This window comes from Paenibacillus sp. FSL R5-0407 (genome assembly GCF_038009185.1).
In the GTDB taxonomy this organism is placed as follows: domain Bacteria; phylum Bacillota; class Bacilli; order Paenibacillales; family Paenibacillaceae; genus Fontibacillus; species Fontibacillus vini.
Genome location: NZ_JBBPAX010000001.1, coordinates 2859401 through 2885096, shown reverse-complemented (window position 1 = coordinate 2885096; position 25696 = coordinate 2859401). Strand labels below are relative to the sequence as shown.

Genomic DNA, 25696 nt, shown 5'->3' with positions numbered 1-25696 from the left:
TCAACGGCAACATGTATGTAGATAACAAATGGCCCGATAAGATAAGTTAGAGATGTAGGAAATATGAAAGCGATTACGCATAATCACAAAAAAAGAAAAAAATTATGGAGGGGTAATGGATTTATGAAAAAGATTCTTAGTCTTGCAATCACGGCAGCATTGACGCTTAGCCTGGCAGCCTGTGGCAACTCTTCTGAAAATGCTTCTGGTACTACAACAAATTCATCCAACAACACAAAAACAAACTCTACTTCTACTACGGAAACGCGCACGCTTAAGCTAGCCGCATTGGAAACCGCTTACGGTGCCGATGTATGGAAGGAGATTACAGCCGCATTTGAGAAGGCAACTCCTGGCGTAAAAGTTGAAACGACCATCGATAAAAATATTGAAGATGTTATTGGACCGGGCATGAAATCCGGCGACTTCCCGGATATCATCCATTTGGCCGTGGGCCAACAAAAAGGCTTGACCGAAACCTTCGTTAAAGATAATAACTTGACTGATCTGACAGATGTATTGTCCATGACAGTTCCAGGTGAAGACGTTACCGTGAAGGATAAGCTGATCCCGGGCTTCACCGATACGTCGATTACCAATCCTTACAACGACGGTAAAACTTACCTCATGCCTATGTTCTACAGCCCTACCGGTCTATTCTTCAACGAGGGATTGTTTGAAGAAAAGGGTTGGAAAGTTCCTGAAACATGGGACGAAATGTGGGCTTTAGGTGACAAAGCCAAAGCGGAAGGCATTGCGTTGTTCGCTTATCCAATGCCAGGGTATTTTGATTCCTTCTTCTATGCTTTGCTGAACGAAGTGGGCGGAGCGGATTTCTTCAATAAAGCAACAAGCTACACCGAAGGAGTTTGGGAAACTCCGGAAGCGAAGCAAGCATTTGATCTGATTACTAAATTAACTTCCACCTATACGGAAAAAACAGTTCCAGCCAATGCCAACAAAGATAACTTTACTAAGAATCAGCAGCTGATTTTGGACAATAAAGCGCTCTTTATGCCTAACGGAACCTGGGTTGTCGGCGAGATGAGCAAAGCTCCTCGCGCAGAAGGCTTCAAATGGGGCTTCACAGCTCTGCCGGCATTGAAAGAAGGCGGAGACCGGTATTCTTACACTTTCTTTGAACAAATTTGGGTTCCTGCCAAAGCGGAAAATGCCGACCTGGCCAAACAGTTTATTGCTTATCTTTACTCCGATGAAGCCGCAGCCATTTTTGCAAAAGTCGGTGCGGTTCAACCGATCAAGGGAATGTCCGAGAAGCTGGATGGCGACAACAAGCTCTTCTACAGCATCTATGATAGTGGCGCAAAAGCCGCAATGGGCGCATTTGCCACAACGGATCCTGTTGAAGGTGTGAACATTTCCGATACCGTATTCCGCTCGATTGACTCCTTGGTGACTGGTGCCAAGTCGCAGGAAGACTGGGTCAACGGAATTATTAAAGCAAGCGATGCCTTAAGAGCGGCTATGAAATAATACCGATCCCGATTTCTTGAGAATGTCCTAAGAACAATGGTGGGCAGCACGTGCTGACCACCATTGTTCTGACCTTTTGGAAGGAGAGATAAAACCCATGGACACGAATAAAGGAAGAGGACGTTTTATATTTTTCTGTCTTGCACCCGCCGTTCTCCTTTTCGTAATTTTCTTGATTATCCCCACGATTGATGTCTTTCGAATGTCATTGTACAAGTGGGGCGGCTATACCGATAACAAAACCTTCGTAGGGTTTCAGAACTTCAGCAAGCTTTTTCAAAGTGAAAAGTTTTATCAGACCTTTCAGAACAGCGTTTTACTCATTGTAATCGTGACGATCGTGACGTTTGCTCTCGCACTCTTGTTTGCCTCGATGCTCACCCGTGAAAAGCTTAAAGGGCAGAACTTTTTGCGAGTCGTCTTCTATATTCCGAATATTCTGTCCGTAGTAGTTATCAGTGCGATCTTTTCTGCGATTTTCGACCCGAACAGCGGGCTTTTGAACGCATTCCTGAAATTGTTTCGCGGATTTCAAGCAGAGCCCATTTTATGGCTAGGTGATCAAAAGATCGTCATTTTCAGTCTGGCGGGCGCGATGATCTGGCAGGCGATCGGCTATTACATGGTTATGTACATGGCAAGTATGGCCAATATTCCGGAGAGCTTATATGAATCCGCAGGACTTGAAGGTGCTGGCCGGATGACGCAGTTTTTTCAGATCACCATCCCGTTAATCTGGACGAACATCCGAACCACTCTCACGTTTTTTATCATCAGTACGATCAACATGAGTTTCCTGTTCGTAATGACGATGACGAGCGGCGGTCCCGACGGAGCCACCGAGGTGTTCCTCAGCTATATGTATAAAGAAGCTTATACGAATTCCTCGTATGGTTACGGAATGGCCATCGGCGTAATTGTGTTCCTGTTCTCCTTCGCGCTGGCCGGGATTCTGAACGCAGTTACTAGACGAGAGCATTTGGAATATTAGGAGGGGATAACATGATTACAGACAACCGCTCACGGCGAGGCGTTAGCGACAAATTATATAAAGGCTTCATTTATGTTGTACTGATCGCTTTAGCCGTTATAATCCTCATTCCTGTACTCTGGGCGTTCATGGCTTCCGTCAAACAAGACAGTGAGTTTTACGGCAACCCTTGGGCCCTGCCGCTCGGAATACATCTGCAGAACTTTGCCGATGCCTGGCTGAAGGCAAAAATGGGTTCATTCATGCTCAATTCCGTATTGGTGACGGCGATCGCGCTGGGGTTATTGCTCATTGTGGCTTTGCCGGCGTCCTATGTACTTTCGCGTTTTAAATTTAGAGGGAACGCATTCTTGAATATGATGTTTATGGCGGGCCTCTTTATTAACGTCAACTATATCGTAGTTCCTATCTTTCTGATGCTGAACAACGGCGACAAGGCGCTCCGCGGCATTCTGGGTCATCCCGTTTTGCTGAACAACCTGTTTGTTCTCGCGGTCGTATATGCGGCGATGTCACTGCCCTTCACCATCTATCTTATGTCGGGATATTTCAAATCCCTGCCCAAAGAGTTCGAGGAGGCGGCTTCCGTCGACGGCGCGGGCAACTTCCGTACGATGGTGCAAATCATTATGCCGATGGCTAAACCTAGCATCGTAACCGTGATTCTGTTCAACTTCCTGTCCTACTGGAACGAATATATCATTTCCATGACGCTTCTGACCAAACCGACCTTCAAAACGTTGCCGGTCGGCTTAATGAACCTGATGGCAGCGCAAAAATCCGCTGTTCAATACGGTCAGATGTATGCAGGCTTGGTGCTCGTCATGCTTCCAACCCTGATTATATACATTCTGGTACAAAAGAAGCTTACCCAGGGAATGACGATGGGCGGGCTGAAAGGATAAGGTGCTATGATGAATGATTTTCTGAAAAATTATCTGCGCATTTTGTTGATGCTGATTGTTTTTATCGTCGGGGTCGGATTGGTTATTGTCGGGCAAAGGGACATCGGTGCTCCCGGGCTTGGGCTAATGCTGCTGGGGCTAACCATGCTGATCACTCTGCTGTGGTTATACAATCGTAAATATAAATAAAGGAGTTTTTCATCCATGAGTGCAAAAAGAGGACGTGTGACGATACCTACTGATACAGACGTCATTCCGCAAACGCTGGAGATCATGAAGCGCTGGGGCGCGGACGCTGTGCGCGACTGCGACGGTACTGAATTTCCGGCCGAGCTGCAGGATGTCGATGCCAAGGTCTATTCTACCTACTATACAACCCGGAAGGATAACGTATGGGCCAAGGCGAATCCGGACGAGATTCAACAAATGTATTTGATGACACCGATTTATACGGCGGAAGGTGAGAGTCTGTCCATTACCCTCATGAAGGGGCTTTATCCGGACATGCTCAAAGTGAACAGCCGCGACGATATTCGGCGCTGGTGGGAAGTTGTCGATCGTACGACGGGAGAGGTCGTGCCGACCGAACAATGGAGCTATGACGAGCAAACCGGCGATGTGACCATTTCAACTCATCCGTTCCATGATTACACCGTTAGTTTTTTGGCTTATATTATGTGGGATCCGGTGCATATGTACAATGCGGTCACCAATGATTGGCAGGATGTAGAGCATCAAATTACGTTTGATGTTCGTCAGCCGAAGACCCGCGAATTTACGATGCAGCGCATTCGCAAATTTATCGAGGAACATCCCTATGTGAATGTGATCCGTTATACAACCTTCTTCCACCAATTCACCCTCGTTTTTGATGAGCTCGCTCGTGAAAAATATGTGGACTGGTACGGGTATTCAGCCTCCGTCAGCCCTTATATCCTCGAACAGTTTGAGGAGGAGGCAGGTTATAAATTCAGACCTGAATTTATTATCGATCAGGGCTATTACAACAACAATTACCGGATTCCGAGCAAGGAGTTCCGCGATTTCCAAGCATTCCAGCGCCGCGAAGTGGCGAAGCTGGCGAAAGAAATGGTCGATATTACCCATGAATGCGGTAAAGAGGCCATGATGTTCCTGGGCGATCATTGGATCGGTACCGAGCCGTTCATGGAGGAATTCGCTTCGATTGGCCTGGATGCCGTTGTCGGCAGTGTGGGCAATGGTTCTACGCTGAGATTGATCAGCGACATTCCTGGCGTTAAATACACCGAAGGTCGTTTCTTGCCTTACTTCTTTCCGGATACCTTCCATGAAGGCGGGGACCCTGTAAAAGAGGCCAAAGTTAATTGGGTTACCGCCAGACGCGCGATCCTTCGCAAACCGATTGATCGGATCGGATACGGCGGATACCTGAAGCTTGCCCTGGATTTCCCGGACTTTATCGACTATGTAGAAAGCGTTACGGACGAGTTCCGCACCCTTTATGACAACGTACAGGGAACGACGCCATACTGCGTTAAGACGGTAGCCGTGCTTAACTGTTGGGGCAAAATGCGGGCCTGGGGCAACCATATGGTCCATCATGCGCTCTACTATAAGAAAAATTACAGCTACGCCGGCATTATTGAAGCACTTTCCGGGGCGCCTTTTGATGTGAAATTCATCAGCTTCGACGATATCAAAGAAGATCCTTCCGTATTAGACGGAATTGATGTCATATTAAATGTTGGGGATGCGGATACGGCCTACACGGGCGGAGAGTGGTGGCTCGATACCGATATCGTTACCGCGATTAAAGGCTTTGTTCATAAAGGCGGCGGATTTATCGGTGTTGGCGAGCCTACAGCGCATCAAGCTCAAGGACGCTTCTTCCAGCTGGCCAATGTTCTCGGCGTAGAGGAAGAACGCGGCTTTACCCTGGGATACGATAAGTATAACTGGGATGAGCATGATCATTTCATTACGGCGGACTGCAAAACGAATAGTAATGGAAGCAAGGAAATCGACTTTGGCGAAGGCAAGAAGAGTATTTTTGCTCTCGAAGGCACTAAGATTCTCCGCCAAATCGATCAGGAAGTCCAGCTTGCGGTGAACGAATTCGGCGCGGGGCGAAGCGTTTATATAAGCGGTTTGCCGTACAGCTTCGAGAACAGCCGCCTGCTGTACCGTGCGATCCTCTGGAGCGCCCACAGCGATGGGGAGCTGAACCGCTGGTTCAGCGAGAACTACAATGTGGAAGTTCACGCCTATGTGAAGAACGGCAAATACTGCGTGGTGAACAATACGTATGAGCCGCAGGAAACGCTCGTATATCGCGGCGACGGCTCCAGCTTCTCCTTGAAGCTGGAAGCGAACGAGATCAAGTGGTACGAGATTTAATTTTGATGATGACTCTTGGAAAGCAAGCCTTGGGAGTAAATCCAAGGCTTGCTTTTTTTCGCTGACATCAGAATTGGGCTTTGGAAATGCCCTGAAACAAAAACAAAGCCCTTCCGGCCTCCTATTAGGAAGCGAAAGGGCTTATGAGTTAAACCTTTATGAACCGCCGTATGCCGGCTAGATGCTCTACAATTTGACCCAAGCAACCAGACCGTCCGGTTGATCGGGGTTAATACCTTGGCGATCGGCGCTTGTCAAAGCGACGATTTGCGGGATGAAGATAAATGGAATACCTTGTACGGCTACATCCAGTTTGTTGTCCGAGATGACAGCCAAATCCACATGCTCTGCCGCTATGGCCTCGGCATGATCCGCGAACGCGATGATCGTTGCGCCTCTGCCTTTGATATCACGCATCAGGTTGCGCTGGTGCTCTGTGCCATTGCCGGTGATCGCGGCAATTACAAGGGTGTCGGGACCAACAGTGACCATCGGACCATGACGGACATCCAGGAGATGGTAGGAGTGTGCTTGTACTTTTGCAATTTCGGTCAAAGCGATTGCTCCCTCGGAAGCGAGGCCTTGAAGTTCGCCGTCTGCGAGCACCACGGCATTGCTCCATGCGAAATCGGCTGCTTTACGGATATCATTTTCTACTCGTTCCATATAGGCTTCGCCTTGATCGATGGCTTTCTGGATATCCGCGATAACGACTTCGTCGTTGCCGAGGAAGGCGGCCAACATGAGATTGGCTACATAAAGATTGGTAACGGTACGGGTCTGGCAGACGCTATGGTCGAATGCCCAAGGCAATTCCAGCGATAGATCCGCCTTCTTCGATAGCGGAGAATCCGTTACGCAGGAAAGGGCCAGTACAGGGACAGGCTTATCATTTTGAAGCAATCGAAGTGCTTCGACTACTTCACTGGTGCTGCCGGAACGCGACGGGGCTACCAACAAGGTGTTCTTTAATAAGGAACTATAACGTTCAGGGTTCAGCATGAGATCGCCACCGGCTAGTGCGCTTGCCGGAAGTCCTGCACGCAGACGGGCAGAGAATGCGGCGGATTCACTTAAGCAGTAGCTGGATCCGCAGCCGACAAAGGTAAGGGAAGTGATCGATTCCGTTTGTGCAAAGTCAACGATTTCTTGTCTTTTAGATAGCATGTAGTCATAGGTTTGCTGTAGAGCCGTGTATTGTTGCTTGATTTCGCTATAAGTCAAGCTCATGGATAATAGCCTCCTAACGATGGTTGTGTAACTAATGTGAGTGTAAATCAATCGGAGTGCAATTTCAATCATAAAAAGAAAATTAAAATCAAAATGTGATTATTTCAGTCAAATTTACGTTGTTTGCAGACGAGTTTGATTGTTTTTTTATCGATTTAATCAATTAATGATTGAAAATAACAATAAACAGGATTATTATAATCATGAAATGAAGTAAAACATCAGACTGATTTCGCCGCATATAAGGGGGAAATGTTGATGAAGCATAAATTAACTGTAATTTTTAACGCCCGTATTCTCACGCCGGATGGCTGGATTGAAAATGGCAGCTTACTCATCAACGATGGAAAGATTGCTCAGATTGCAGATTCTGAGATCAATGCATTGGATGAGGGTGAGGAAGTTCGGCGTGTGGACGCCGGCGGAGGGCTTTTACTTCCGGGATTTATCGATATTCACGTCCATGGAGGCGGCGGATACGATGCCATGCTGGGAAGCGCGGAACATATTCAGGGGATGTGCAGGTTTCACGCATCTAATGGCACAACTTCATTGCTGGCAACGACACTTACTGCGACGCATGAAGAAATCATTGCGGCTCTGGAATGTGCCGGGCAACTCATTAAGACGGGAAATGAACCTGATGGAGCTAACCTGTTAGGGGTCCATTTGGAAGGTCCGTTTCTGAATGCAGCCAGATGCGGGGCACAAAACCCGGCGGATCTTCGCGATCCCTCGATTGAAGAATTTAATGCCTTCTGGGAAGCTTCGCGAGGAACCATCAAGCTTATGACGATTGCGCCAGAACTGAGCCATGCAGAAGAAGTTATCCGTCATGCCGTAAGCAGAGGGGTCGTTATTTCCTTGGGCCATACCGATGCGGATTTCGCAACGATGGAGAAGGCGACGGAGTGGGGCGCAACACAAGTAACGCATCTGTTCAACGGGATGAGGTCTTTGCATCACAGGGAACCCGGTGCGGCTGGGGGGGCACTGATGCTGGATCCATTGGCGGTCGAGCTGATTTGTGACGGCATTCACGTACATCCCGGCTTGATCAAATGGGCCTTCGACATCAAGCCGGAGGGCAAGGTACTTCTGATCACGGACAGTATGTGCGCGGCCGGATGCCCCGACGGGGAATATCTGCTTGGCAAGCTGCCGGTCATTATGAAGCAAGGCAAGGTGTATTTGAAACAAGAAGACGGAACGGAAGACGGTCTGGCTGGCAGCTCGCTTACGATGATCGAGGCTTTGGCTAACGCCGTTAAGTTTACAGGGATGGACATTGCGGAGCTTGTTCCCGCCCTAACGATTCATCCCGCTGAGCAAATCGGCGTAAGCCATTCCAAGGGAACCATCGAGCCAGGCAAGGATGCAGATCTGATTATCGTGAATGAGCATTTTCAAGTGTGCCAAACTTTTGTGCTTGGCAACAGGGTCTACGCCAGGGAGGGCTCGTGCCTTGATGACTTATACAGGGAGAGGAGGGACCTTACATGAAATATGCAGTCGGCGTGGATGTGGGAGGTACCAACATTGAGTGCGGCATATTGGATGAACTCGGCAACATCCTCGTTAAGCGAAAATATCCGACCCGCTCTGAACAAGGCGTGGACGTTATTTTGGAGAGTATCGCTTTGACGATTGAACAGCTTAGAGAAGATGCCGGAATTCCTGCGGATGAGGTCGAGGTCATCGGGTTAGGAATTCCGGGGCTTGTTGATCCCGAGGCAGGCGTCAGTCTTCGGGCCGTGAATCTGAACTGGAACCAAATTCCTGTGGCGGCCAAACTCAGGGGGCTTACAGGTAAGCCGGTCTTTATTGATAATGATGTGCGCCTGTATATATACGGAGAAGCGGCTGCAGGCGCTGGCCGCGGCTACGATTACGTATACGGAATAACCATCGGTACAGGCCTGGCTGCCGCATTTGTACAACGTGGGCAGATACACCGCGGACACCGTTTCATGGCGGGGGAGATCGGGCATGTACCCGTCAATCCATTAGGTTTTGCCTGCGGCTGTGGAAGAACCGGCTGCCTCGAAACGATCGTATCGGCAACAGGGATTGCCAAGCAAGCCCGGACGCGGATCGAACAAGGCGAGACCAGCCTGCTTCAAGAGTGGTTTGCTGACGTTAAGGACATTCGCTCAAGCGATGTTTCGCGTGCGTGTCTGGCAGGTGACGCTCTATCGCGGGATGTACTCGAACAGACGGGACGGGAGCTCGGCCGGGCACTCGCGTGGGTCGTACCGACGCTCTCACCTGACGTGATTGTGATCGGGGGCGGCGGCGCCTTAGCCGGCGAACTCCTTTTTGAACCGATGAAGGATGAATTAAATAACCTGTTGCTTCAGGATTATCGCAATCATTTTGCCATCAAGAGTGCAGAGCTTGGCGACCATGCCGGCATTATCGGAAGCGCGCTTTGGGCGCTGCAATGCAATAAACAAGCCTAATTCATCACACATAGCTCATACAAAATTTGAGGAGGAACTTATTATGTCTCTTATTTCTTCTACTGAAATGCTGCAAATTGCCCGTAAAAACAAATACGCTGTAGGTGCGTTCAACGTTCATACCTTGGAAATGCTCCAAGCGGTAGTGGAAGCGGCCGTCGAAACGGAGTCCCCGCTCATCATTCAATCCACGGTTGGAACCGTCAAACACTTAGGTCCGGATTACATTGCGGAAGCAGCCAAGGTCGCTGCAGATCGTACCGGACTGCCGATCGCCCTGCATTTGGATCATTGTACGGATTTTTCGACAATTGTTCAGTGTATCCGTGCGGGTTATACCTCCGTCATGATCGATGCTTCCATGTTTGCGTTTGAAGAGAATGTGGAGCGGACGCTTAAAGTAATGGAAATCGCTCTCGCCGCTGGTGTAAACGTCGAAGCGGAGCTTGGTAAAGTCGGTGGCGTTGAGGATGATATCGTTGTAGCCGACCACGAAGCGATGCTTGCCGATCCGGAAGATTGCAGACGGTTTGTAGAGCTTACGGGTGTGCCTACACTGGCGCCGGCAATCGGTACGGCTCACGGGATTTATAAAGGGGAGCCAAACATTGACTTTGACCGTATCGCAAAAATCGCGGAGACCGTTGATGTTCCGCTGGTACTGCACGGCGGTTCAGGAATTCCGGCTGAGCAGGTGAAGAGAGCGGTATCTCTGGGGATGGCTAAAATGAACGTCGCTACAGAACTGCGCATTGCGTTCTCTAATGCGATTAAAGATGTATTTGCTGTCAATGTGGAAGAGAATGACCCTCGTAAATATATGGTTCCTGCTAAGGAAGCCGTGAAGACTCTTGCGATGGAAAAAATGGAGCTTTGCGGATGTATCGGGAAAGCCGGAGATCTTCGATGATTACAACGGTTACGCTTAATGCGGCCATAGATAAAACCTACTATGTAAATCAGTTTGAGCTAGGCGGCGTTCAGCGCGTCGCCCGGCAAATTGCCGAACCGGGCGGTAAAGGCAACAATGTGGCCAAAGTGATCAAGTTACTCGGCGGCGATGTTACGGCAAGTGGATTTGTCGCCGGCAGCAGCGGTTCTTTTATTGAGAGCAGCCTGATCAGCCGGGGCATTCAAACTTCCTTTGTACGTGTTGGTGGAGAATCGCGCGTTTGCCTGAACATCATTGACGAGTCCAAGGGAACCTCGACAGAGTTACTTGAGCGGGGACCCGTCATTGATGGCCATCAAATCGCTGAGATGAAACAGACGATACACAGGCTTGCCCTGGAATGTAGTGTTGTCGTGCTGTCCGGCAGCTTGCCTCCAGGGGCGCCTGCTGATCTTTATGCGGATCTTATCGGGATCATCCAGTCGACTAAGGCACGGGTATTCCTGGATACTAGCGGCGCTGCGCTGAGCAGCGGACTTCAAGCCCGGCCACATTTTGTGAAGCCGAATGAACATGAGCTAGCCGGGTGGCTGGGACAAGACCGACTTATCGAGTCTGAATGGGCTGGTGCAGCACAGAAGCTGGCGGCTGAGGGGATCGCGCAAGTCTGTGTCACCCTTGGTGACCGGGGAGCTATTGCATTCATCGATGGACAAGGGTACCGTGTCATTCCTCCAACCATTCGTGCCGTAAATACGGTAGGCTGCGGAGATTCATTTGTTGCAGGTATGGCGTTTGCAGAAGAACGCGGAGATGCACCTGCCGAGAAGCTACGTATTGCTTCTGCGGCGGCGGCTGCCAATGCGATGTCTGACAAAGCAGGCCATATTGATTATAAGCTTTTTCAAGATTACGTGAAGCAGGTGCAGGTAACAGCTCTATAATCCTTATGGTTCGCTCGTAATTTTGCAATCGAATTGGCCTACTTGCAATTTAGTCCTTCATCCTACAAAATTAGGATTAGCATGGATGACGCAATGTCATCAAAGGAGAGAGTCATGGAATACTCAAAGAGTGAGTTGCGCAGGTCCAAACTTCTGGAACTCATTAAATTGCACGGGAAAATATCGATTCAGGAAATTATCGAAAACATTGGGTGCTCCGAAGCTACCGCACGACGCGATCTTGATGTATTGGAGAAATCGGGGCAGATCATTCGTACGATCGGGGGCGCCATTTATGAAGGGTCGCTCATGCAGTCGACGTCGGAATTGCCCTTTGCGGATAAACGCTTTTTTCATCGGCAAGGTAAAGAACGGATTGCTGAGGTGGCTGCGGAACTCGTCGAAGAGGGAGACATCGTTTGCCTTACCGGAGGTACGACCACCTTTTTTATCGCCAGAACTTTGAAAAAGCACCGGAACATCACGATTGTCACCAATGCGGTGAATATCGCTTCCGAGCTGGCGGATGCCGACGGGGTTCAAGTCGTCGTCATTGGCGGCGTCATGCGTGCGAAGAGTTACGAGCTTAGCGGTCCGCTAGCGGAAAGTGTCATAGAAAAGATTAACATTACGAAGATGTTTCTTGGTGTAGACGGAGTCTCTCAGGCGCATGGATTTACGATGCATTCCGAATTGGAAGCCCGCATTGCCCAGCTTCTGATCGGACGCTCAAGCGAAGTATATGCCGTATTCGACCAAAGCAAGCTCGAGAAGAGCGCACTCTTCACAATCATTCCATTGCAGCGGGCAACGGGGATTATCACGAACAAGCAGCCGGAAGGCTGGTTTGAAGAGGCATGCAATGAGCAGCAGATTGCGATCTATACAGCGGTTGAAGATGTTGTCCAACAAGCTTAGCTCGCCCGTTTGCGTAACTATAGAATAAGAGGGGCCCCGTCCTGACGGAGCCCTTTTGTTTTTGCTGGGACGAAGCTATTCGTGTGAACTATTTTATGACTTTCAATCGTGGTCTGGGATGTCAAAGGGCGGTCCTCTTTTTTTATTTTCAAACGACTTCATATATAATACTTAAAATTAGGTAAAGACTAATTTTGTTAATACACCATGCCAAACACTACGGAGGTATAAGATGTTACAAGTTAAATCCAGCATTGGACGAGGTTTAAAAACAGCCACGCTTCTTCTGATTATTTGTGCCAGTATTTCTCTAGCCGGCTGCACCAATAAGCCGCAATCCGAGGCACCGGAAAAGGCGTCAGCACCTACTACGGAAGCCCCGGCCACGAGCGGATCGAATGCCAATAACTCGGCGGAACAGTCCAATCCGCAGGAGAACGACAAGACAGCTACCTTGGAAACGGAAGGTCTCCCTTCAGGCGTGAAGGTTAAAAAGACAATTCAAGATATTACGCTGAAAAATAATTATCATAAAAAGATCGAACTGCTTACCGACGGCGGCAAGCGGGTAAAGATTACGGATGCCAACGGCGGTATTGTCGTGCTGAATCTGGAATATGAAGGAACGATCCTGAAGGCGGACGGCAAAAAGGTTACTGTTCAAGTTGATCAGGGAGAACAGAAAACAATTACAATTCCGGACACGATTGTGATTGAAGACGATGACCATCTCGGGTTGAATAAAGGCGTTGAAATCGAGTGGAACGTCGATGCGGACGGAAATATTCAAAGCGTAGAGCTGGATGATTAATAGATTTCCTCAGTCTTATAGAATAGCCTCACCCTCTTTCACTGGGGGTGAGGCTATTCTTCATTTCAGAGGGAGTAACGGAATCTAAAAATAGTGGAATTATTCCCAATGAACGTTCCCTTATGTCTAAGAACCATCGGCAATATAATTATGAATGCGGTTACAAAAAACCGAGGAACAAATATAAAGGGGGAGGCAAAGTATGAAACGCATGAAAGGCATGAAACGTTTTCTAATCGTAATTTCTGCAATGCTCGTGATGACATCCGCTCTTGCGGCATGTGGCGGTAACTCAAAAACTACCAATTCCACAGCAGACTCCAACCAACCCGCAAAAACCAACAACACTTCCGGAGAATCCAAGGGCAGTGGCGAGAAGGTCACTATTAACCTCTGGAGCTTTACGGATGAGATTCCGAACATGACCAAAAAGTATTTGGAAGTCCATCCCGACGCAAATGTGGAATTCAAAACTACAGTAATCGCAACTACCGATGGCGCTTATCAGCCTGCTCTTGACCAAGCCTTGGCGGGTGGCGGAAAAGACGCTCCGGATATTTATGCAGCCGAAGCGGCGTTCGTCCTCAAGTACACGCAGGGAGATGCATCCAGCTATGCCGCAAACTATGCGGACCTGGGCCTTGACGCTCAAAAGGTTAAGGATGCGGGGATTGCTCAATACTCGGTTGATATCGGCAGCAAAGACGGCGAAGTGAAGGCCCTTGGCTATCAAGCGACCGGCGGCGCCTTTATCTACCGGCGCTCGCTTGCCAAGGATGTGTTCGGAACGGATGATCCGGCAACGATCAAAAATGAAATAGGACCTGGCTGGGACAAGTTTTTCGGAGCAGCCGAGAAGCTGAAAGCCAAAGGATACGGCATCATTTCCGGCGACGGAGATATATGGCACGCAATTGAGAATAGTTCCGACAAAGGATGGATTGTCGACGGAAAGCTTCATATTGATCCGAAGCGCGAAGAGTTCCTCGATCTTGCCAAGAAGCTGAAAGATAACGGGTATCATAACGATACGCGTGACTGGCAGGAGTCATGGTTCGCTGATATGTCCGGCACCGGTGCACAACCAATCTTCGGTTTCTTCGGTCCTGCCTGGCTCATTAACTATACGATGAAGGATCAAGTGAAAGACACGAATGGCGACTGGGCTGTTACCGAGCCGCCGACTGGTTTCTTCTGGGGTGGCACTTGGTTGCTCGCCAACAAGGATGTAACCAAGAACGACGCCAAGAAAAAGGCTGTTGCTGACTTTATCAACTGGGTAACGCTCGATACCTCCGAAACCGGACTCCAATATTTCTGGGCTAACGGCACGATGAAGGAAGGCGAGCAAGGCACGAAGGATAGCGTTGCATCCTCCGTCGTCATGTCGAAGTCCAACGGCGAGATTCCGTTGCTCGGCGGGCAAAACATGTTCGACGTGTTCGTTCCGGCGAATGCCAATGCATCCGGTAAGAACTTAACCCAGTATGACGAATCGATTAACATGATATGGCGCGACCAAGTACGCGAATACACCGCAGGCAACAAGACACGCGACGAAGCCCTCGCCACCTTCAAACAACAGGTCAAAGACCAACTTAACATCGATAGCGAATAAGAAATCGGTCTAGGGGGCGGGGGATTATCCCGCCCCTTCATATCCATTAAAGAGGTGAGAGCATGCGCCGCAAAGGTGTGAACTACTCGAAATTCGGCTATATCTTTACCTTGCCGTTCGTCCTGGCATTCTTGATTTTCTCGCTGTATCCCATTTTATATACCGCAGCCATCGGATTCACCGATATGCAGGGGTTAATTCCAAAACCGATTCATATTCTGGATGATCCTTTTAAAAATTTTAAAGACCTCCTTTTTGATAACGTCTCTTTCCGGAAGTCTCTGCTCAACACGGGTTTGCTCTGGATCGTCAATTTCGTTCCTCAAATCCTTCTCGCGCTCCTGCTAACGGCTTGGTTCACGAACAAACGGCTCAACATTAAGGGGCAAGGGGCGTTCAAAGTACTGCTTTATATGCCGAATATTATTACTGCGAGTACGATCGCCATACTCTTCGGCACACTATTTGCCTATCCAATGGGACCTATAAATAGCTTGATTCAATTGCTGGGATGGTCCGATGCTCCAATTAACTTTCTTCAGGACAAGACGACTGCTCGAGGAATTGTTGCCTTCATTCAGTTCTGGATGTGGTACGGAAACACTATGATCATCCTTATTGCGGGCGTTATGGGTATTAATCCCGCCCTATTTGAGTCTGCGGCGATTGACGGAGCAAGCGGGTTTCAAACCTTCTTCCGCATCACGCTGCCGAGTCTCCGGACGATTTTGCTATTCACCCTCATCACATCGATGATCGGTGGTTTGACCATGTTCGATATTCCGCAGTTGTTCCTTTTGGGCGGACCGGACGAATCTACGCTTACTACGTCTATGTTTATCTACGGGCAAGCGTTCAAGGGCAGCTATTTGTATAATCGCGCTGCAGCAGCGAGCATGATTATGTTCGTTATTGCAGGGATATTGTCCGCAGTGGTGTTCTACCTGATGCGCGACCGTGATGCTGAAAGATTGAAGAAGGCGGAAAAGAAGCTTAGAAAGTCTGCAAGAAGCAACAAAGAGGGAGGTATGATACATCATGGATAACAGCTCGAAAAGTGGAGCCGTGAATTTAAAAATAAGCAGGACGATTATTTATATCGTCTGTATCCTGTTGGCTCTCCTAAGCATCCTTCCGTTTTGGATCATGTTTGTAAACGCCACGCGCTCTACGGCGGAGATCCAAAGCGGGCTCTCTCTGCTGCCTTCAAGCCACTTTATGAGCAATTTGCAGGTACTGCTTGAAAAGAGTTTCGACCCGATTCGAGGGTTCCTGAATTCGTTTATTATTTCCGGATCGGCAACGATCCTGACGGTCTATTTCTCATCGTTAGCCGCCTATGGACTTGTGACTTATGACTGGAAGCTGCGTAAGCCATTCTTTACCTTTATCCTGTGTGTGATGATGATTCCATCCCAGGCAAGCGCCATCGGTTTTTATCAGTTCATGTATAAATTGCATTGGACGAATAACTTTCTTCCGCTGATTCTTCCTGCGATTGCAGCGCCAGCGGTAGTCTTCTTCATGCGTCAGTATCTGCTCGCAACTCTGTCGATAGAGATCGTGGAAGCAGCGCGTGTGGACGGGTCCGGTGAATTCAAGACATTCAACCGCATTATTCTGCCGCTGATGATTCCGGCCGTGGCGACCCAGGCCATCTTTGCCTTTGTGGCAAACTGGAACAACCTGTTCATGCCGCTGATTCTCCTGACTCAGAAGGAAAAATATACGATGCCGATTATGGTAAGCTTGCTGCGCGGTGATATTTACAAGACGGAGTTTGGCTCGATCTATATGGGGCTGGCCTTGACGGCATTACCGCTGTTTGTGGTGTACTTCCTGTTATCCCGGTATATTATCGCAGGCGTAGCGCTGGGAGGCGTCAAGGAATAAGCCATCAAGCCGTTAATCCGGCCGATACTACACCGACTTTACTAAGGATGTCTTGAAGCTAATGCTTCCGGGGCATCCTTATTTGCCGTTTCTATAATTGAGGATAGCTACGAACCTCACGGATTGCTTTTAGTTTGTTTTGCGAACATAAGTTCTGATAAAATAATGAGATAACATTTGGATTGAGAGGATGAAAGTTAATGAATGCTGTAGAGGGTGTAGTTTGGAATTTGGAAGAGATTCGCCGCAGAAGTTTGATTGTTTGGGAGAGCATTCCTGCCGAATACTTGGATTGGAGACCGGATTCTGATGCCATGAGCGTGAAAGATATGATCCGGCACGTTTTGGATAGTGAACGTTATTATCATCTTGCCTTATTGAATGAAGGAAGCGTGGCTGATTATGAATCCCCCTATGACAAAAGGGAGTTTACGACCCTTAAAGAGGAGCTTGGCTTTTCAGAGCCATATCGGAAAGCCTTTATGGATACCGTAAGATCTTACTCACCGGAGGATCTATCCAACATAAAGATCGATCGAAGCGACGTTGGGTATATCCGAGCTTTAGGGGATATGCTTTTGAGAATTGCCTACCATGAAGCGGTTCATACCGGGCAACTTTTAGATTATTTGAGAAGCGCGGGAGTGAAGAGACCGAAGATTTGGGATTGATATATTGAAAAGGTGATTGAACTCCGGAAACAATAGATGGCCCCTTATTTCTCTTTCCGGTTGAAATAAGGGGCCTCGCTTTAAGATTCCACCGCTTCATCGACCTTGCGGAGCAGGGACTGAAGCTGCGCACGGAGCGGTTCGAGTTCCTCCTGCCGGAGTCCGGCGCCGGAATACAGTTGGGCGGGAACTTCCGCAGCACGCGTCTTGAGCGCGCGTCCTTCGTCGGTCAACTCGATGATGACGTTGCGCTCATCGGCTTTGCTGCGGGTGCGGGTCAAAAGGCCCTGCGATTCCAGCTTCTTGAGCAGGGGCGTAAGCGTTCCTGAATCGAGATACAGGCGGGCGCCAAGCTCTTTGACGCCGATGCCGTCTTTTTCCCACAGCGCGAGCAGGGTAATATACTGCGTATACGTAAGCCCAAGTTTGGATAAGATCGGGCGGTACAGCTTCGTTATCTCGCGGGAACAGGCGTAGAAAGCGAAACATAGTTGATTCTCCAGCTTGAGCAGTTCGTCTTCGGGTATCACGGAACAATTCTCCTTACATACATAATTGGATCTAATTATAACACGCTTATATTTGACGTATCAAATTAAATTGTATAAAATTTAATTTATAAAACCTAACCGGAGGAGATCATAATGTCTGTCTACGATTACGAGGTAAAGACGATTCGCGGGGAAAAGAAAACGCTGGCCGAGTATAGAGGGCAAGTGCTATTGATCGTCAACACTGCGACGAAGTGTGGATTTGCTCCGCAGTTTAAAGGCCTGCAACAACTGCATGATGAATATGGAGCCCAGGGATTCGCGGTGCTTGGTTTTCCATGCGGCCAGTTCGCGAACCAAGAAGAGGAGGGGGACGAAGCGATCGCCCAGGCTTGTGAGCTGAACTTTGGCGTATCGTTTCCTCTTTTTGCAAAGATTGACGTGAAGGGGGACGAAGCTCATCCGCTATTCAAGTATCTAAGCGATAAGGCGCGGGGCGTGCTGGGATCGAAGTCGATCAAGTGGAACTTCACGAAATTTCTGATCGACCGGGAAGGCAATGTCTTGAAGCGGTTTGGACCGAACGAAACCCCGGAAAAAATCGAAAATGAGATCATACAGCTGCTAACGGAGTCGGCGCGTGTATAATTAATGATGACGAGTCATTTCGTTTATCAAGAATATAAGGAGAGATACCTGTGTACAGCAAGCTCACCGCTTATTGCCTTTCCAAGAAAGGAGCTGTAGAGGATTATCCGTTCGGGCCGTCGCCGCTGGTTATGAAGGTAGGGGGCAAAATGTTTGCACTGATTACCCGGGCGGAAGCCGACGATGAAGTTCAAATTTCGCTGAAATGCGATCCGGTTATCGCAGCCAATCTGAGGGAACAGCATGAATGCGTTCGGCCCGGTTATCATCTGAACAAAAAGCACTGGAACACCGTAGCCGCCGACGGCAGCCTCGCCGTGGATGACCTGAAAGCGATGATCGATCATTCCTATGAATTGGTGCTCGCCAGTTTAACCAAAGCGGCTCGTGAAACGGTTCTTCTAAAAATAGGGGGGAGCAGGTAATTCCTGCTCCTCCTTCCCTTTTCTAATACCTTCATGTCTTCATGTTTGCCTTACCTTCCATATGAAATGCCCTTCTCATTTTTCAATTCGATGAATTCGCCGCGGGTCTTAGAACAAATTGCTCCTTGCCATCGTCTATGTATCAAAAGGGGGGGCTTAACATGAAATTATTCACGTTGCTGCTTGGTTTTGCAATGATTATAGGCGGATGCTCTGCTGGAAAGATCCAACCGAATCCAAATTCAAATTCGAATCCGATTAAAGGGAATTCGATTATTGATTGGGTCGACTTTGTGAAGCTGAACGATCAGACCTACACAGGCATGTATGAATTGGTGTTGAGTGATCCCGACGATGTCACAGATGAGGTTGTAGGAGAGGTGAAGTTCAAGGTAGGGGATGTGGTTACGAATCCTGATTATAAGACCCAGCCCGGGGATGCCGCTTTTTTGGAAATCGGCACGAAGCTGTATCAGGTCAAAGGCTTTGCCAAGGAAGAATTGATCGCTGCGAAGGACGAGACATCCATTGGCGGACATCGTCTATATGCAGGAGAAGATCATGCCCGAACGCTTGGACTACGGTATAAGGATATACCAAAAGATCAGGTGGCCAGCGTCGCCTTGTACCGGTTCGATGAGACCGCCCCGTTTAATACACTGAAGGATCGGGATAAGGAGCGTTTCATAGAACTCTTGGATCATGGAACGGATAAGCCGGGCTATTCGCCTGAGAACAAAGATGGAGATCCTGACTATTATCAAATGGTCTTCTTCATGGAAAATGGGCAACTCGGATATGCCTATTCGCTCGCTGATGATGGGGTTCATGTGTTCTTCCACCCTTGGGACACCCGACTTGTGAAGGATGAAATCCGTAATTGGTTAAAGCCCTAGCCAGCTCCTCTCCTGTTTTTCCGGTTCCGGTACCTTTCGACACTTTCATTTCCATTCGGCAGTACCAGCCCTTCTCAGTTCCAGTCTAACGGACACCAGGGACTCTATTGGATCGATAACGGCTACTTTGCAAAGCTAACGGACACACAGGACCTTAACTAAGTTGATTGACCCGAAAACATGCGTTCAATCGGCATTTAAGGGCCGTCATGTCCGTTAGAGTTTGAAATGTCATGAATTTGGCGTTTTAAGGGCCGTGGTGTCCGTTAGCCGAGACTATCGCAGGCTGGACCCATGTGTCTGAGATCGAACTAGCTAAGACGAATCGCCGGTTGTTAGCATGCCCGTAGCTGGATAGCAAAGCTGCCCGTAAGGCAATGCTGCTTCGAAAGGATGTTGCTATCCATGAATCATGGGAAAATGGAGGTCCTGTTTGATACCTCGCCGGTGCTGGAAATCGATGACGGAGGATTGCTCGACCGCACCTCCTATGTTGCAGGCGGCCGGATCCTATGGAGTGAAGTTGAGTCGATCTCGATCTTTAATGTTGCTAACCAGTTGACGATCGGCATCCGTTTACGGAATCCCCAAGCTTTTTTGGACAGCAAGAATGGTATCCAGCGCTGGTTGATTTCGGTCAACCAGAAGCTGACAGGGGCTCCTGTCAACATTTCACGACGAAGCGCAGGAAGTATTCCTGCGTTTTTTATTTATTTTCGAAAAATCAGGTTTAGCCGGGCAGAGATCTAATGATAATGTCGTTTATGTCGATAAAATATCATAGATTGTATATCGTGAGAATAAGAGGGGAAATCATTATGAAATCATTCACCGGGGTTTGGCGCAAGCTGGACACATTGAAATTGAAATTACCCGTATTGTTGCTGGTGCTGTCCATTATTCCTTTGTATGTCGTTTCCATGTTGCTCGGCACCAGTTTTACCGATGTGGTAAGGGATAAAGTGAAGCAGCAGCAGGAATGACAGCCGAAGCTAATGCGGACGCCTTGAATGACATGCTGCAGGGGAAAATAGGCGCTTTTGAAAATGCAGTCAAGGAGTACCAACCGGTGCTGCTTTCCGGGGATCAGGAACAGATCCTGCCGCTCCTTAAAGGAATGAAGGCTTTGAATCCGGACGTACAGTCGATCTCGTATTCAACGGCAGATGGGCAGTCTTTTGACCAGAAAGGAACGCAGCTGGATTTATCGGGTTTCTCTAACTTTCAGCGGATTAAGCAAGAGAAGACGCTTGGGATCTCTGACATCCTGATGGATACGACAAGCGGCGAACAAAGCATCATCATTGACATCCCGATCACGGATAACAGTGGAGAGTTCCGGGGCTTGATCCAGGCCATTCTGTTGCCGGGTAATATTCAGAAGGAATTGAATCTTAATCTGATGAGCGAGACCAGCTATTCCTACCTGTTATCTTCCTCCGGGGTATACATGTCCCACCTAACAGCAGAGAAGGTTGGCAAAGATTTCAGAGACTACGCCAATGCTGCGAAGATCAAAACTTACGAGGAGCAGGTATTGGCCAAAGATTCGGGAACCGTCGATTATGTCGAAGAGGACGGCACAGCTAAGATCGCTTCTTTTGCCAAGGTGGAACTGACGGGCTGGAAGGTTATCGTCTCCGGCAATAAGCATGACTTGATGAGCGGAGCGGAGAAAAGTCAGAAGAAAGCCGATCTCTTTATTTTGATCTGTACGGTGGCGCTAGCTGTAATCGCGCTGTTGATCTCCTTCTTCATTATGAGGGTGATTATAAGAATGACGAAGTTGATGCAGAGGGTGGCCGTCGGTGATCTGACCGAAAGGTTGGAAACAGGGAGAGGCCATGATGAACTTCAGCAGTTAAAACGAAATATGAACGGGATGCTGGATTCCTTTTCACATATGATTGAACGGATCACCGATTCGATTCAGCATACAGCGGCCTCGTCCGAGGAACTGTCTGCTATTGCAGAGAGCTCCGTGCAAACCTCCGAAAATACCGCTAAATCGGTAGAGGGAATGATTAAGGGCGCGACGACGCAGACGGAGAGCTCCGAGCAATCGGCTGTCGCGATCGAGGAAATGGCGGCCGGCATTCAGCGAATCGCCGAATCGGCAGGAGCAGTGAATCAACAGGTGCAGGATATGTACAGTGAAGTTGCCACCGGCGAACAAGTGGTGGATGAGGCCGTTATGGTCGTCAGCAGCGTGAAAGACAGCGTGAGCAAATCGGTTGTCATGATGCAGGCATTGGAGTCGAAATCGCAAGAAATCAACGAAATCGTCGGCTACATTTCCGCGATTGCCGCACAAACAAACATCTTGTCGTTGAATGCAGCGATTGAGGCTGCCCGGGCCGGTGAGCATGGGCGAGGATTCGCCGTAGTCGCCGGTGAGGTGAAGAAGCTGGCCGAGCAGACGACCGCGGCAGCAAGTAATGTGACCGCCATTCTATTGGATCTTCAAGGCGCGGCCTCGGACAGCGGAAAAGCGGTTGTGGAAGGAATTGCCGATGTTGAAAGAAGCGTAGTCCAAATGGTTAAAGTAAAGGACGTGTTCGACACGGTTCAAGAGGCTGTGAGAGGCGTTACTTCCCAGATTGAAGAAGTGTCTGCGGCGACCGAAGAGCTCTCGGCCAGTGCCGAGCAGGTTTCGGCTTCCATGGACGAAATGGTCGCCATTTCACGGGAGTCACTGACCGAGCTGAAAGGAATAGGCAACGGGGCGGAAGAGCAGCATCAAGCCATGGAAGAGATTTCTTCCTCCTCCCAATCGTTAAGCCAAATGGCTGCGGAATTACAGGAAATGATCAAGAAATTCAGCATATAAACCTGACCCATCAAAAGAAGCCGGAGCGCCCGCAATATTGCGGTGCTCCGGCTTTGTTCGTTCGGCAGCCTCCGTCAAATCGGACGCAGCGTAAAGGTAAAACGGTAAGGCCGATTGGAAGGCAGCGTATAGGCTTCATGCGTCGGTGCTCCCCAGCTGTCGTCACCGCCCACGCCCATTTGCATGTAATTCACCCGTACCACGGTTTTATGGCTGACGGGCAGCATGTATACATGATCGTGGTCCTCAAGTTCCTCCGGCGTCCAAGGGAGGACGTTCCATTCAAACGGAACCGCGGAGTCGAAACGCAGGCCGTGTCCTTCAGTTCCCTGTGTAACTTGTGCAAACCGGACGTCGGTTTTATTGCCGCATTCCTGCGGTCTCAAATACGGGACGTACTGGTCCCGAACCGCTCCGGAGTAGAGCCCAAGCCGGGCACCCGTTTTACGGTCGGCGTAGCTGTCATGCGGCCCCCGGCCGTACCAGGCGGCCGTGTCCAGATCTTGGCTCAGCTCGAGCAAGAGTCCGAACTCCGGAAGCTGCGGCAGGCCTTCGGCCGGAACAAGAGTTTGCTCGACGTCGATCGAACCGTCCGGATGGATCCGGTAGACGAGGGACAGAGTGCAAGCAGGCTGATTCGTCCACATGTAATCGGTTGTAACGACGCAATCGGCCCCATCCATACGATAGTCAAACCGGATCAACCGGCGGGTGGCAGGGGCGCTTCTCCAGAAGCCGCACCGATCGGCCAGCTTGTTGCCGCGATCGTTGTCGGTGACGGCCCGCCAAAAATTCGGTCTGACCGGACTCAGCAGCTGTTCTTTACCGGCTCTGGAATAAGACGTAAGTTCTCCCGTGGACCGGTTAAAGCGTATCGATGCATCCAGACATGTGAGAAGGAGTTCCTCCGACGTTTCCTCCGTTTGCACCGGAGCATCAAGGGAAACGGTGCGCAATGGAAGGAGGCGAGGCGACAAAACAAATTGTCCCCAGGCTACTTCATGTCCGGACTGGGCCCACTTCTGATCTCTTGTCGTTTTGAAGGAGATCGTGAGCACCGATTCTTTGGCGAAATCATTCGGCAGCTCAAAAGGAATCGTGATTTCAGCACACTCTCCCGGCGGAACCGAAGTTTCCAGGATGCCGCTTTGCACGACTAACCCGTCTTGCGCCAATTCCCAATTCAATGAATAGTTGCTCAAATCCGTAAACAGGAACCGGTTCGTGATCCGAATCAGTCGGTTCTGCAAATCGGCGGCTTCTACTTTTACATCCTGATAGCATTTCTTCACTTCCAGCAATTTCGGCGTCACCGTCCGGTCGGCAAAGATTAGGCCGTTGCCGCAGAAAGTACCGTCATGCGGCGACTCCCCGAAATCTCCCCCGTAAGCGAGATACTCGGTGCCGTCCGGCGTCGTCGTGCGAATCGCCTGGTCGACCCAATCCCAGATGAATGCGCCCTGGAGGATTTCATAACGTTCGAACAGCTCCCAATACAGGTGGAGCCCGCCGCAGGAATTGCCCATCGCATGGCTGTACTCGCACAGGATGTACGGCTTCTGCGGATCGTTCTGCGCGTAACGTTCAACATCCGCCGGCTTCACGTACATCGTGGATTCTATGTCGCTCGCCGCTTCCGACTTTCTGTAATGGAAGATGCCTTCATAATGGACGAGCCGGGTAGGATCGGCTTGTTTCAGGAAATCGTGCATGGCGATAAAGTTATCACCGCCGAACGATTCATTTCCCAGCGACCAAATGATGATGGACGGGTGGTTTTTGTCCCGTTGGAGCATGGAGTTGCAGCGGTCGAGGACGTTGTCGCGCCATTCGGGTCTGCTGCCCGGTACATTGAATTCGTTCAGTTCCTTTTGATTGTATTGCCAAGTGCCATGCGTCTCCAGATTGGTCTCATCGATCACATACAAACCGTATTCGTTGCAAAGCTCATACCAGAGGGTTTGATTTGGATAATGAGAGGTTCTGACAGCATTCACGTTATGCGTCTTCATTAATTCGATATCCCGGATCATGTCCTCCCTGCCCAAAGCGCGGCCGGTTTCCGGTGAAAATTCATGCCGGTTCACGCCTTTGAAAACAATCCGCTTGCCGTTGATTTTCATCAATCCGTCCTTCAGCTCGAACTTGCGGAACCCGGTTTTGCAGCTGACAGCTTCGACTACGCGGCCCTCTCGGTCCTTCAAGGACAAGACCAGCGTGTACAGGTGGGGCGTTTCCGCGCTCCATTTCAACGGATCATGAACCGTAGTTGTTAGCTGCGCCGTACGGGATTCCCCGCCATGAACGGAAAAAGCGAAGGACAGCGGATGTGCCAAAACGGCTTGTTCGCTTGCGTCAAACAGCTGGGCCTCGACCGTGAATTCTCCGAACTTTTCCCCATCGCGTACATCATCTATGGTTATGTCCACCAGCAGCTCCGCATCCCGGTATTGGGCATCCAGTTCACTGCGGACGAAGAAATCGAAAATATGAACCGGGGAGGGCGAGTACAAATAGACGTCCCGGAAAATGCCGCTAAGCCGCCAGAAATCCTGATCCTCCAGCCAGCTCGCATCACACCAGCGGTACACCTCGACAGCCAGCTTGTTCTCTCCATCAACCAGGTAGGGGGTAATATCGAATTCGGCTGGCGTAAACGTATCTTCGCTGTACCCGGCCAGCTCTCCGTTGACCCACACATAAAAGGCGGATTCCACGCCTTGAAAGCTTAGAATGACCGGCCGGTCCGCCCAAGCTTCGGGAACGGTGAACGTACGGAGATACGAACCGACAGGATTGTAAGCAGTTGGAGCAAAAGGAGGACTCAGTTCAGGCTCTGATTCCGCCCAAGGATAACGGACATTCGTATATTGCGGGTAATCGTACCCCTGGAGCTGCCAATGGGAAGGAATGGGCATATCTCCCCAGCTGCTGGCATCATAATCGGTTTCATAGAAGGACTTGATCCGCTGCTCCGGCGTTTCAGCAAACGCAAACTTCCAAACCCCGTTCAAGGAACGATAGTAAGGAGACGAAGCCGGATCGCCGGCAAGAGCATCCGATATGGACGGAAAGGGCATCATCGGAGCATGGGCCGGGAGCCGGCCAAGCTGGAAAATGTCCGGATTGTTGTTCCATTCGGGATAACCGTTAGCGGGAGGCGAATAAACCAGTTTTTTACGCATCGATAAGCACCTT

24 protein-coding genes are annotated in these 25696 nt (G+C 49.6%); 21 read left to right on the top strand and 3 right to left on the bottom strand.

Annotated features, from left to right (window positions below; all coding sequences use genetic code 11):
* Window positions 1–123: 123 nt before the first annotated feature.
* From NYE70_RS13945 to gnpA, 5 genes are all read left to right on the top strand, one after another.
* Window positions 124–1494 carry a carbohydrate ABC transporter substrate-binding protein gene (locus tag NYE70_RS13945; RefSeq protein WP_213656600.1) on the top strand — a complete coding sequence of 457 codons (1371 nt, stop codon included), beginning with the start codon at window positions 124–126 and terminating at the stop codon, window positions 1492–1494.
* Between the two features lie 97 nt (window positions 1495–1591).
* Window positions 1592–2485 (top strand): carbohydrate ABC transporter permease, encoded by an 894-nt coding sequence (locus NYE70_RS13940; protein WP_290408439.1) that lies wholly within the window; start codon window positions 1592–1594, stop codon window positions 2483–2485.
* A gap of 11 nt (window positions 2486–2496) precedes the next feature.
* Entirely contained in the window at window positions 2497–3390 is an 894-nt protein-coding gene (locus NYE70_RS13935) for a carbohydrate ABC transporter permease (protein WP_213656599.1), read from the top strand.
* Between the two features lie 6 nt (window positions 3391–3396).
* Complete coding sequence (locus NYE70_RS13930; RefSeq protein ID WP_211025881.1) at window positions 3397–3579, top strand: DUF6903 family protein; 183 nt, start codon at window positions 3397–3399, stop codon at window positions 3577–3579.
* 15 nt (window positions 3580–3594) lie between these two features.
* Entirely contained in the window at window positions 3595–5769 is a 2175-nt protein-coding gene (gene gnpA, locus NYE70_RS13925; RefSeq protein ID WP_341046423.1) for a 1,3-beta-galactosyl-N-acetylhexosamine phosphorylase, read from the top strand.
* Between the two features lie 186 nt (window positions 5770–5955).
* Here the strand turns inward: gnpA and NYE70_RS13920 are convergent, their stop codons facing one another.
* Entirely contained in the window at window positions 5956–6999 is a 1044-nt protein-coding gene (locus tag NYE70_RS13920) for an SIS domain-containing protein (protein ID WP_341046422.1), read from the bottom strand.
* A 258-nt stretch (window positions 7000–7257) separates the two neighbouring features.
* Between NYE70_RS13920 and nagA the strand changes: the two genes are divergently transcribed.
* The 10 genes from nagA to NYE70_RS13870 all read left to right on the top strand — a co-directional run bounded on the left by nagA (window position 7258) and on the right by NYE70_RS13870 (window position 17208).
* Window positions 7258–8502, top strand: a complete 1245-nt coding sequence (nagA, locus tag NYE70_RS13915) for an N-acetylglucosamine-6-phosphate deacetylase (protein WP_341046420.1) — start codon at window positions 7258–7260, stop codon at window positions 8500–8502.
* Window positions 8499–9461 carry an ROK family protein gene (locus NYE70_RS13910; RefSeq protein WP_341046417.1) on the top strand — a complete coding sequence of 321 codons (963 nt, stop codon included), beginning with the start codon at window positions 8499–8501 and terminating at the stop codon, window positions 9459–9461. Before nagA ends, NYE70_RS13910 begins: the two co-directional genes overlap by 4 nt.
* A gap of 43 nt (window positions 9462–9504) precedes the next feature.
* Window positions 9505–10371 carry a class II fructose-1,6-bisphosphate aldolase gene (gene fba / locus NYE70_RS13905; protein ID WP_290408442.1) on the top strand — a complete coding sequence of 289 codons (867 nt, stop codon included), beginning with the start codon at window positions 9505–9507 and terminating at the stop codon, window positions 10369–10371.
* Complete coding sequence (locus NYE70_RS13900; protein ID WP_341046416.1) at window positions 10368–11297, top strand: 1-phosphofructokinase family hexose kinase; 930 nt, start codon at window positions 10368–10370, stop codon at window positions 11295–11297. Before fba ends, NYE70_RS13900 begins: the two co-directional genes overlap by 4 nt.
* Window positions 11298–11411: 114 nt before the next feature.
* The gene (locus tag NYE70_RS13895) at window positions 11412–12215 is read left to right on the top strand and encodes a DeoR/GlpR family DNA-binding transcription regulator (protein WP_341046414.1); all 804 of its coding nucleotides are present in this window, start codon (window positions 11412–11414) and stop codon (window positions 12213–12215) included.
* Between the two features lie 232 nt (window positions 12216–12447).
* A complete protein-coding gene (locus tag NYE70_RS13890) occupies window positions 12448–13026 on the top strand; it encodes a hypothetical protein (protein ID WP_341046412.1) in 579 nt (192 codons plus the stop codon).
* A 202-nt stretch (window positions 13027–13228) separates the two neighbouring features.
* A complete protein-coding gene (locus tag NYE70_RS13885; RefSeq protein ID WP_247682059.1) occupies window positions 13229–14644 on the top strand; it encodes an ABC transporter substrate-binding protein in 1416 nt (471 codons plus the stop codon).
* Window positions 14645–14706: 62 nt separating this feature from the next.
* Window positions 14707–15690 (top strand): carbohydrate ABC transporter permease, encoded by a 984-nt coding sequence (locus NYE70_RS13880; protein WP_341046405.1) that lies wholly within the window; start codon window positions 14707–14709, stop codon window positions 15688–15690.
* Window positions 15683–16537 (top strand): carbohydrate ABC transporter permease, encoded by an 855-nt coding sequence (locus NYE70_RS13875; RefSeq protein WP_341046404.1) that lies wholly within the window; start codon window positions 15683–15685, stop codon window positions 16535–16537. The genes NYE70_RS13880 and NYE70_RS13875 overlap by 8 nt, the downstream gene beginning before the upstream one ends.
* Window positions 16538–16737: 200 nt before the next feature.
* On the top strand, window positions 16738–17208 hold the full coding sequence (locus NYE70_RS13870; RefSeq protein WP_341046403.1) for a DinB family protein: 471 nt from the start codon (window positions 16738–16740) through the stop codon (window positions 17206–17208).
* A gap of 80 nt (window positions 17209–17288) precedes the next feature.
* Here the strand turns inward: NYE70_RS13870 and NYE70_RS13865 are convergent, their stop codons facing one another.
* Entirely contained in the window at window positions 17289–17735 is a 447-nt protein-coding gene (locus tag NYE70_RS13865) for a MarR family winged helix-turn-helix transcriptional regulator (protein ID WP_280520404.1), read from the bottom strand.
* A gap of 117 nt (window positions 17736–17852) precedes the next feature.
* On the opposite strand from NYE70_RS13865, the gene NYE70_RS13860 reads away from it, so the two are divergent.
* From NYE70_RS13860 to NYE70_RS13835, 6 genes are all read left to right on the top strand, one after another.
* The gene (locus tag NYE70_RS13860) at window positions 17853–18347 is read left to right on the top strand and encodes a glutathione peroxidase (protein ID WP_211025857.1); all 495 of its coding nucleotides are present in this window, start codon (window positions 17853–17855) and stop codon (window positions 18345–18347) included.
* Window positions 18348–18397: 50 nt separating this feature from the next.
* The gene (locus tag NYE70_RS13855) at window positions 18398–18772 is read left to right on the top strand and encodes an MmcQ/YjbR family DNA-binding protein (protein ID WP_341046400.1); all 375 of its coding nucleotides are present in this window, start codon (window positions 18398–18400) and stop codon (window positions 18770–18772) included.
* Between the two features lie 161 nt (window positions 18773–18933).
* The gene (locus NYE70_RS13850) at window positions 18934–19668 is read left to right on the top strand and encodes a hypothetical protein (RefSeq protein ID WP_341046398.1); all 735 of its coding nucleotides are present in this window, start codon (window positions 18934–18936) and stop codon (window positions 19666–19668) included.
* A gap of 405 nt (window positions 19669–20073) precedes the next feature.
* Window positions 20074–20418: an STM3941 family protein gene (locus tag NYE70_RS13845; protein WP_341046396.1), complete on the top strand. Its 345-nt coding sequence runs from the start codon at window positions 20074–20076 to the stop codon at window positions 20416–20418.
* A 68-nt stretch (window positions 20419–20486) separates the two neighbouring features.
* The gene (locus NYE70_RS13840) at window positions 20487–20651 is read left to right on the top strand and encodes a hypothetical protein (protein ID WP_290408452.1); all 165 of its coding nucleotides are present in this window, start codon (window positions 20487–20489) and stop codon (window positions 20649–20651) included.
* On the top strand, window positions 20648–22498 hold the full coding sequence (locus NYE70_RS13835) for a methyl-accepting chemotaxis protein (protein ID WP_341046393.1): 1851 nt from the start codon (window positions 20648–20650) through the stop codon (window positions 22496–22498). Before NYE70_RS13840 ends, NYE70_RS13835 begins: the two co-directional genes overlap by 4 nt.
* 74 nt (window positions 22499–22572) lie before the next feature.
* Here the strand turns inward: NYE70_RS13835 and NYE70_RS13830 are convergent, their stop codons facing one another.
* The gene (locus NYE70_RS13830; protein WP_341046390.1) at window positions 22573–25683 is read right to left on the bottom strand and encodes a glycoside hydrolase family 2 TIM barrel-domain containing protein; all 3111 of its coding nucleotides are present in this window, start codon (window positions 25681–25683) and stop codon (window positions 22573–22575) included.
* Between the last annotated feature and the right edge of the window lie 13 nt (window positions 25684–25696).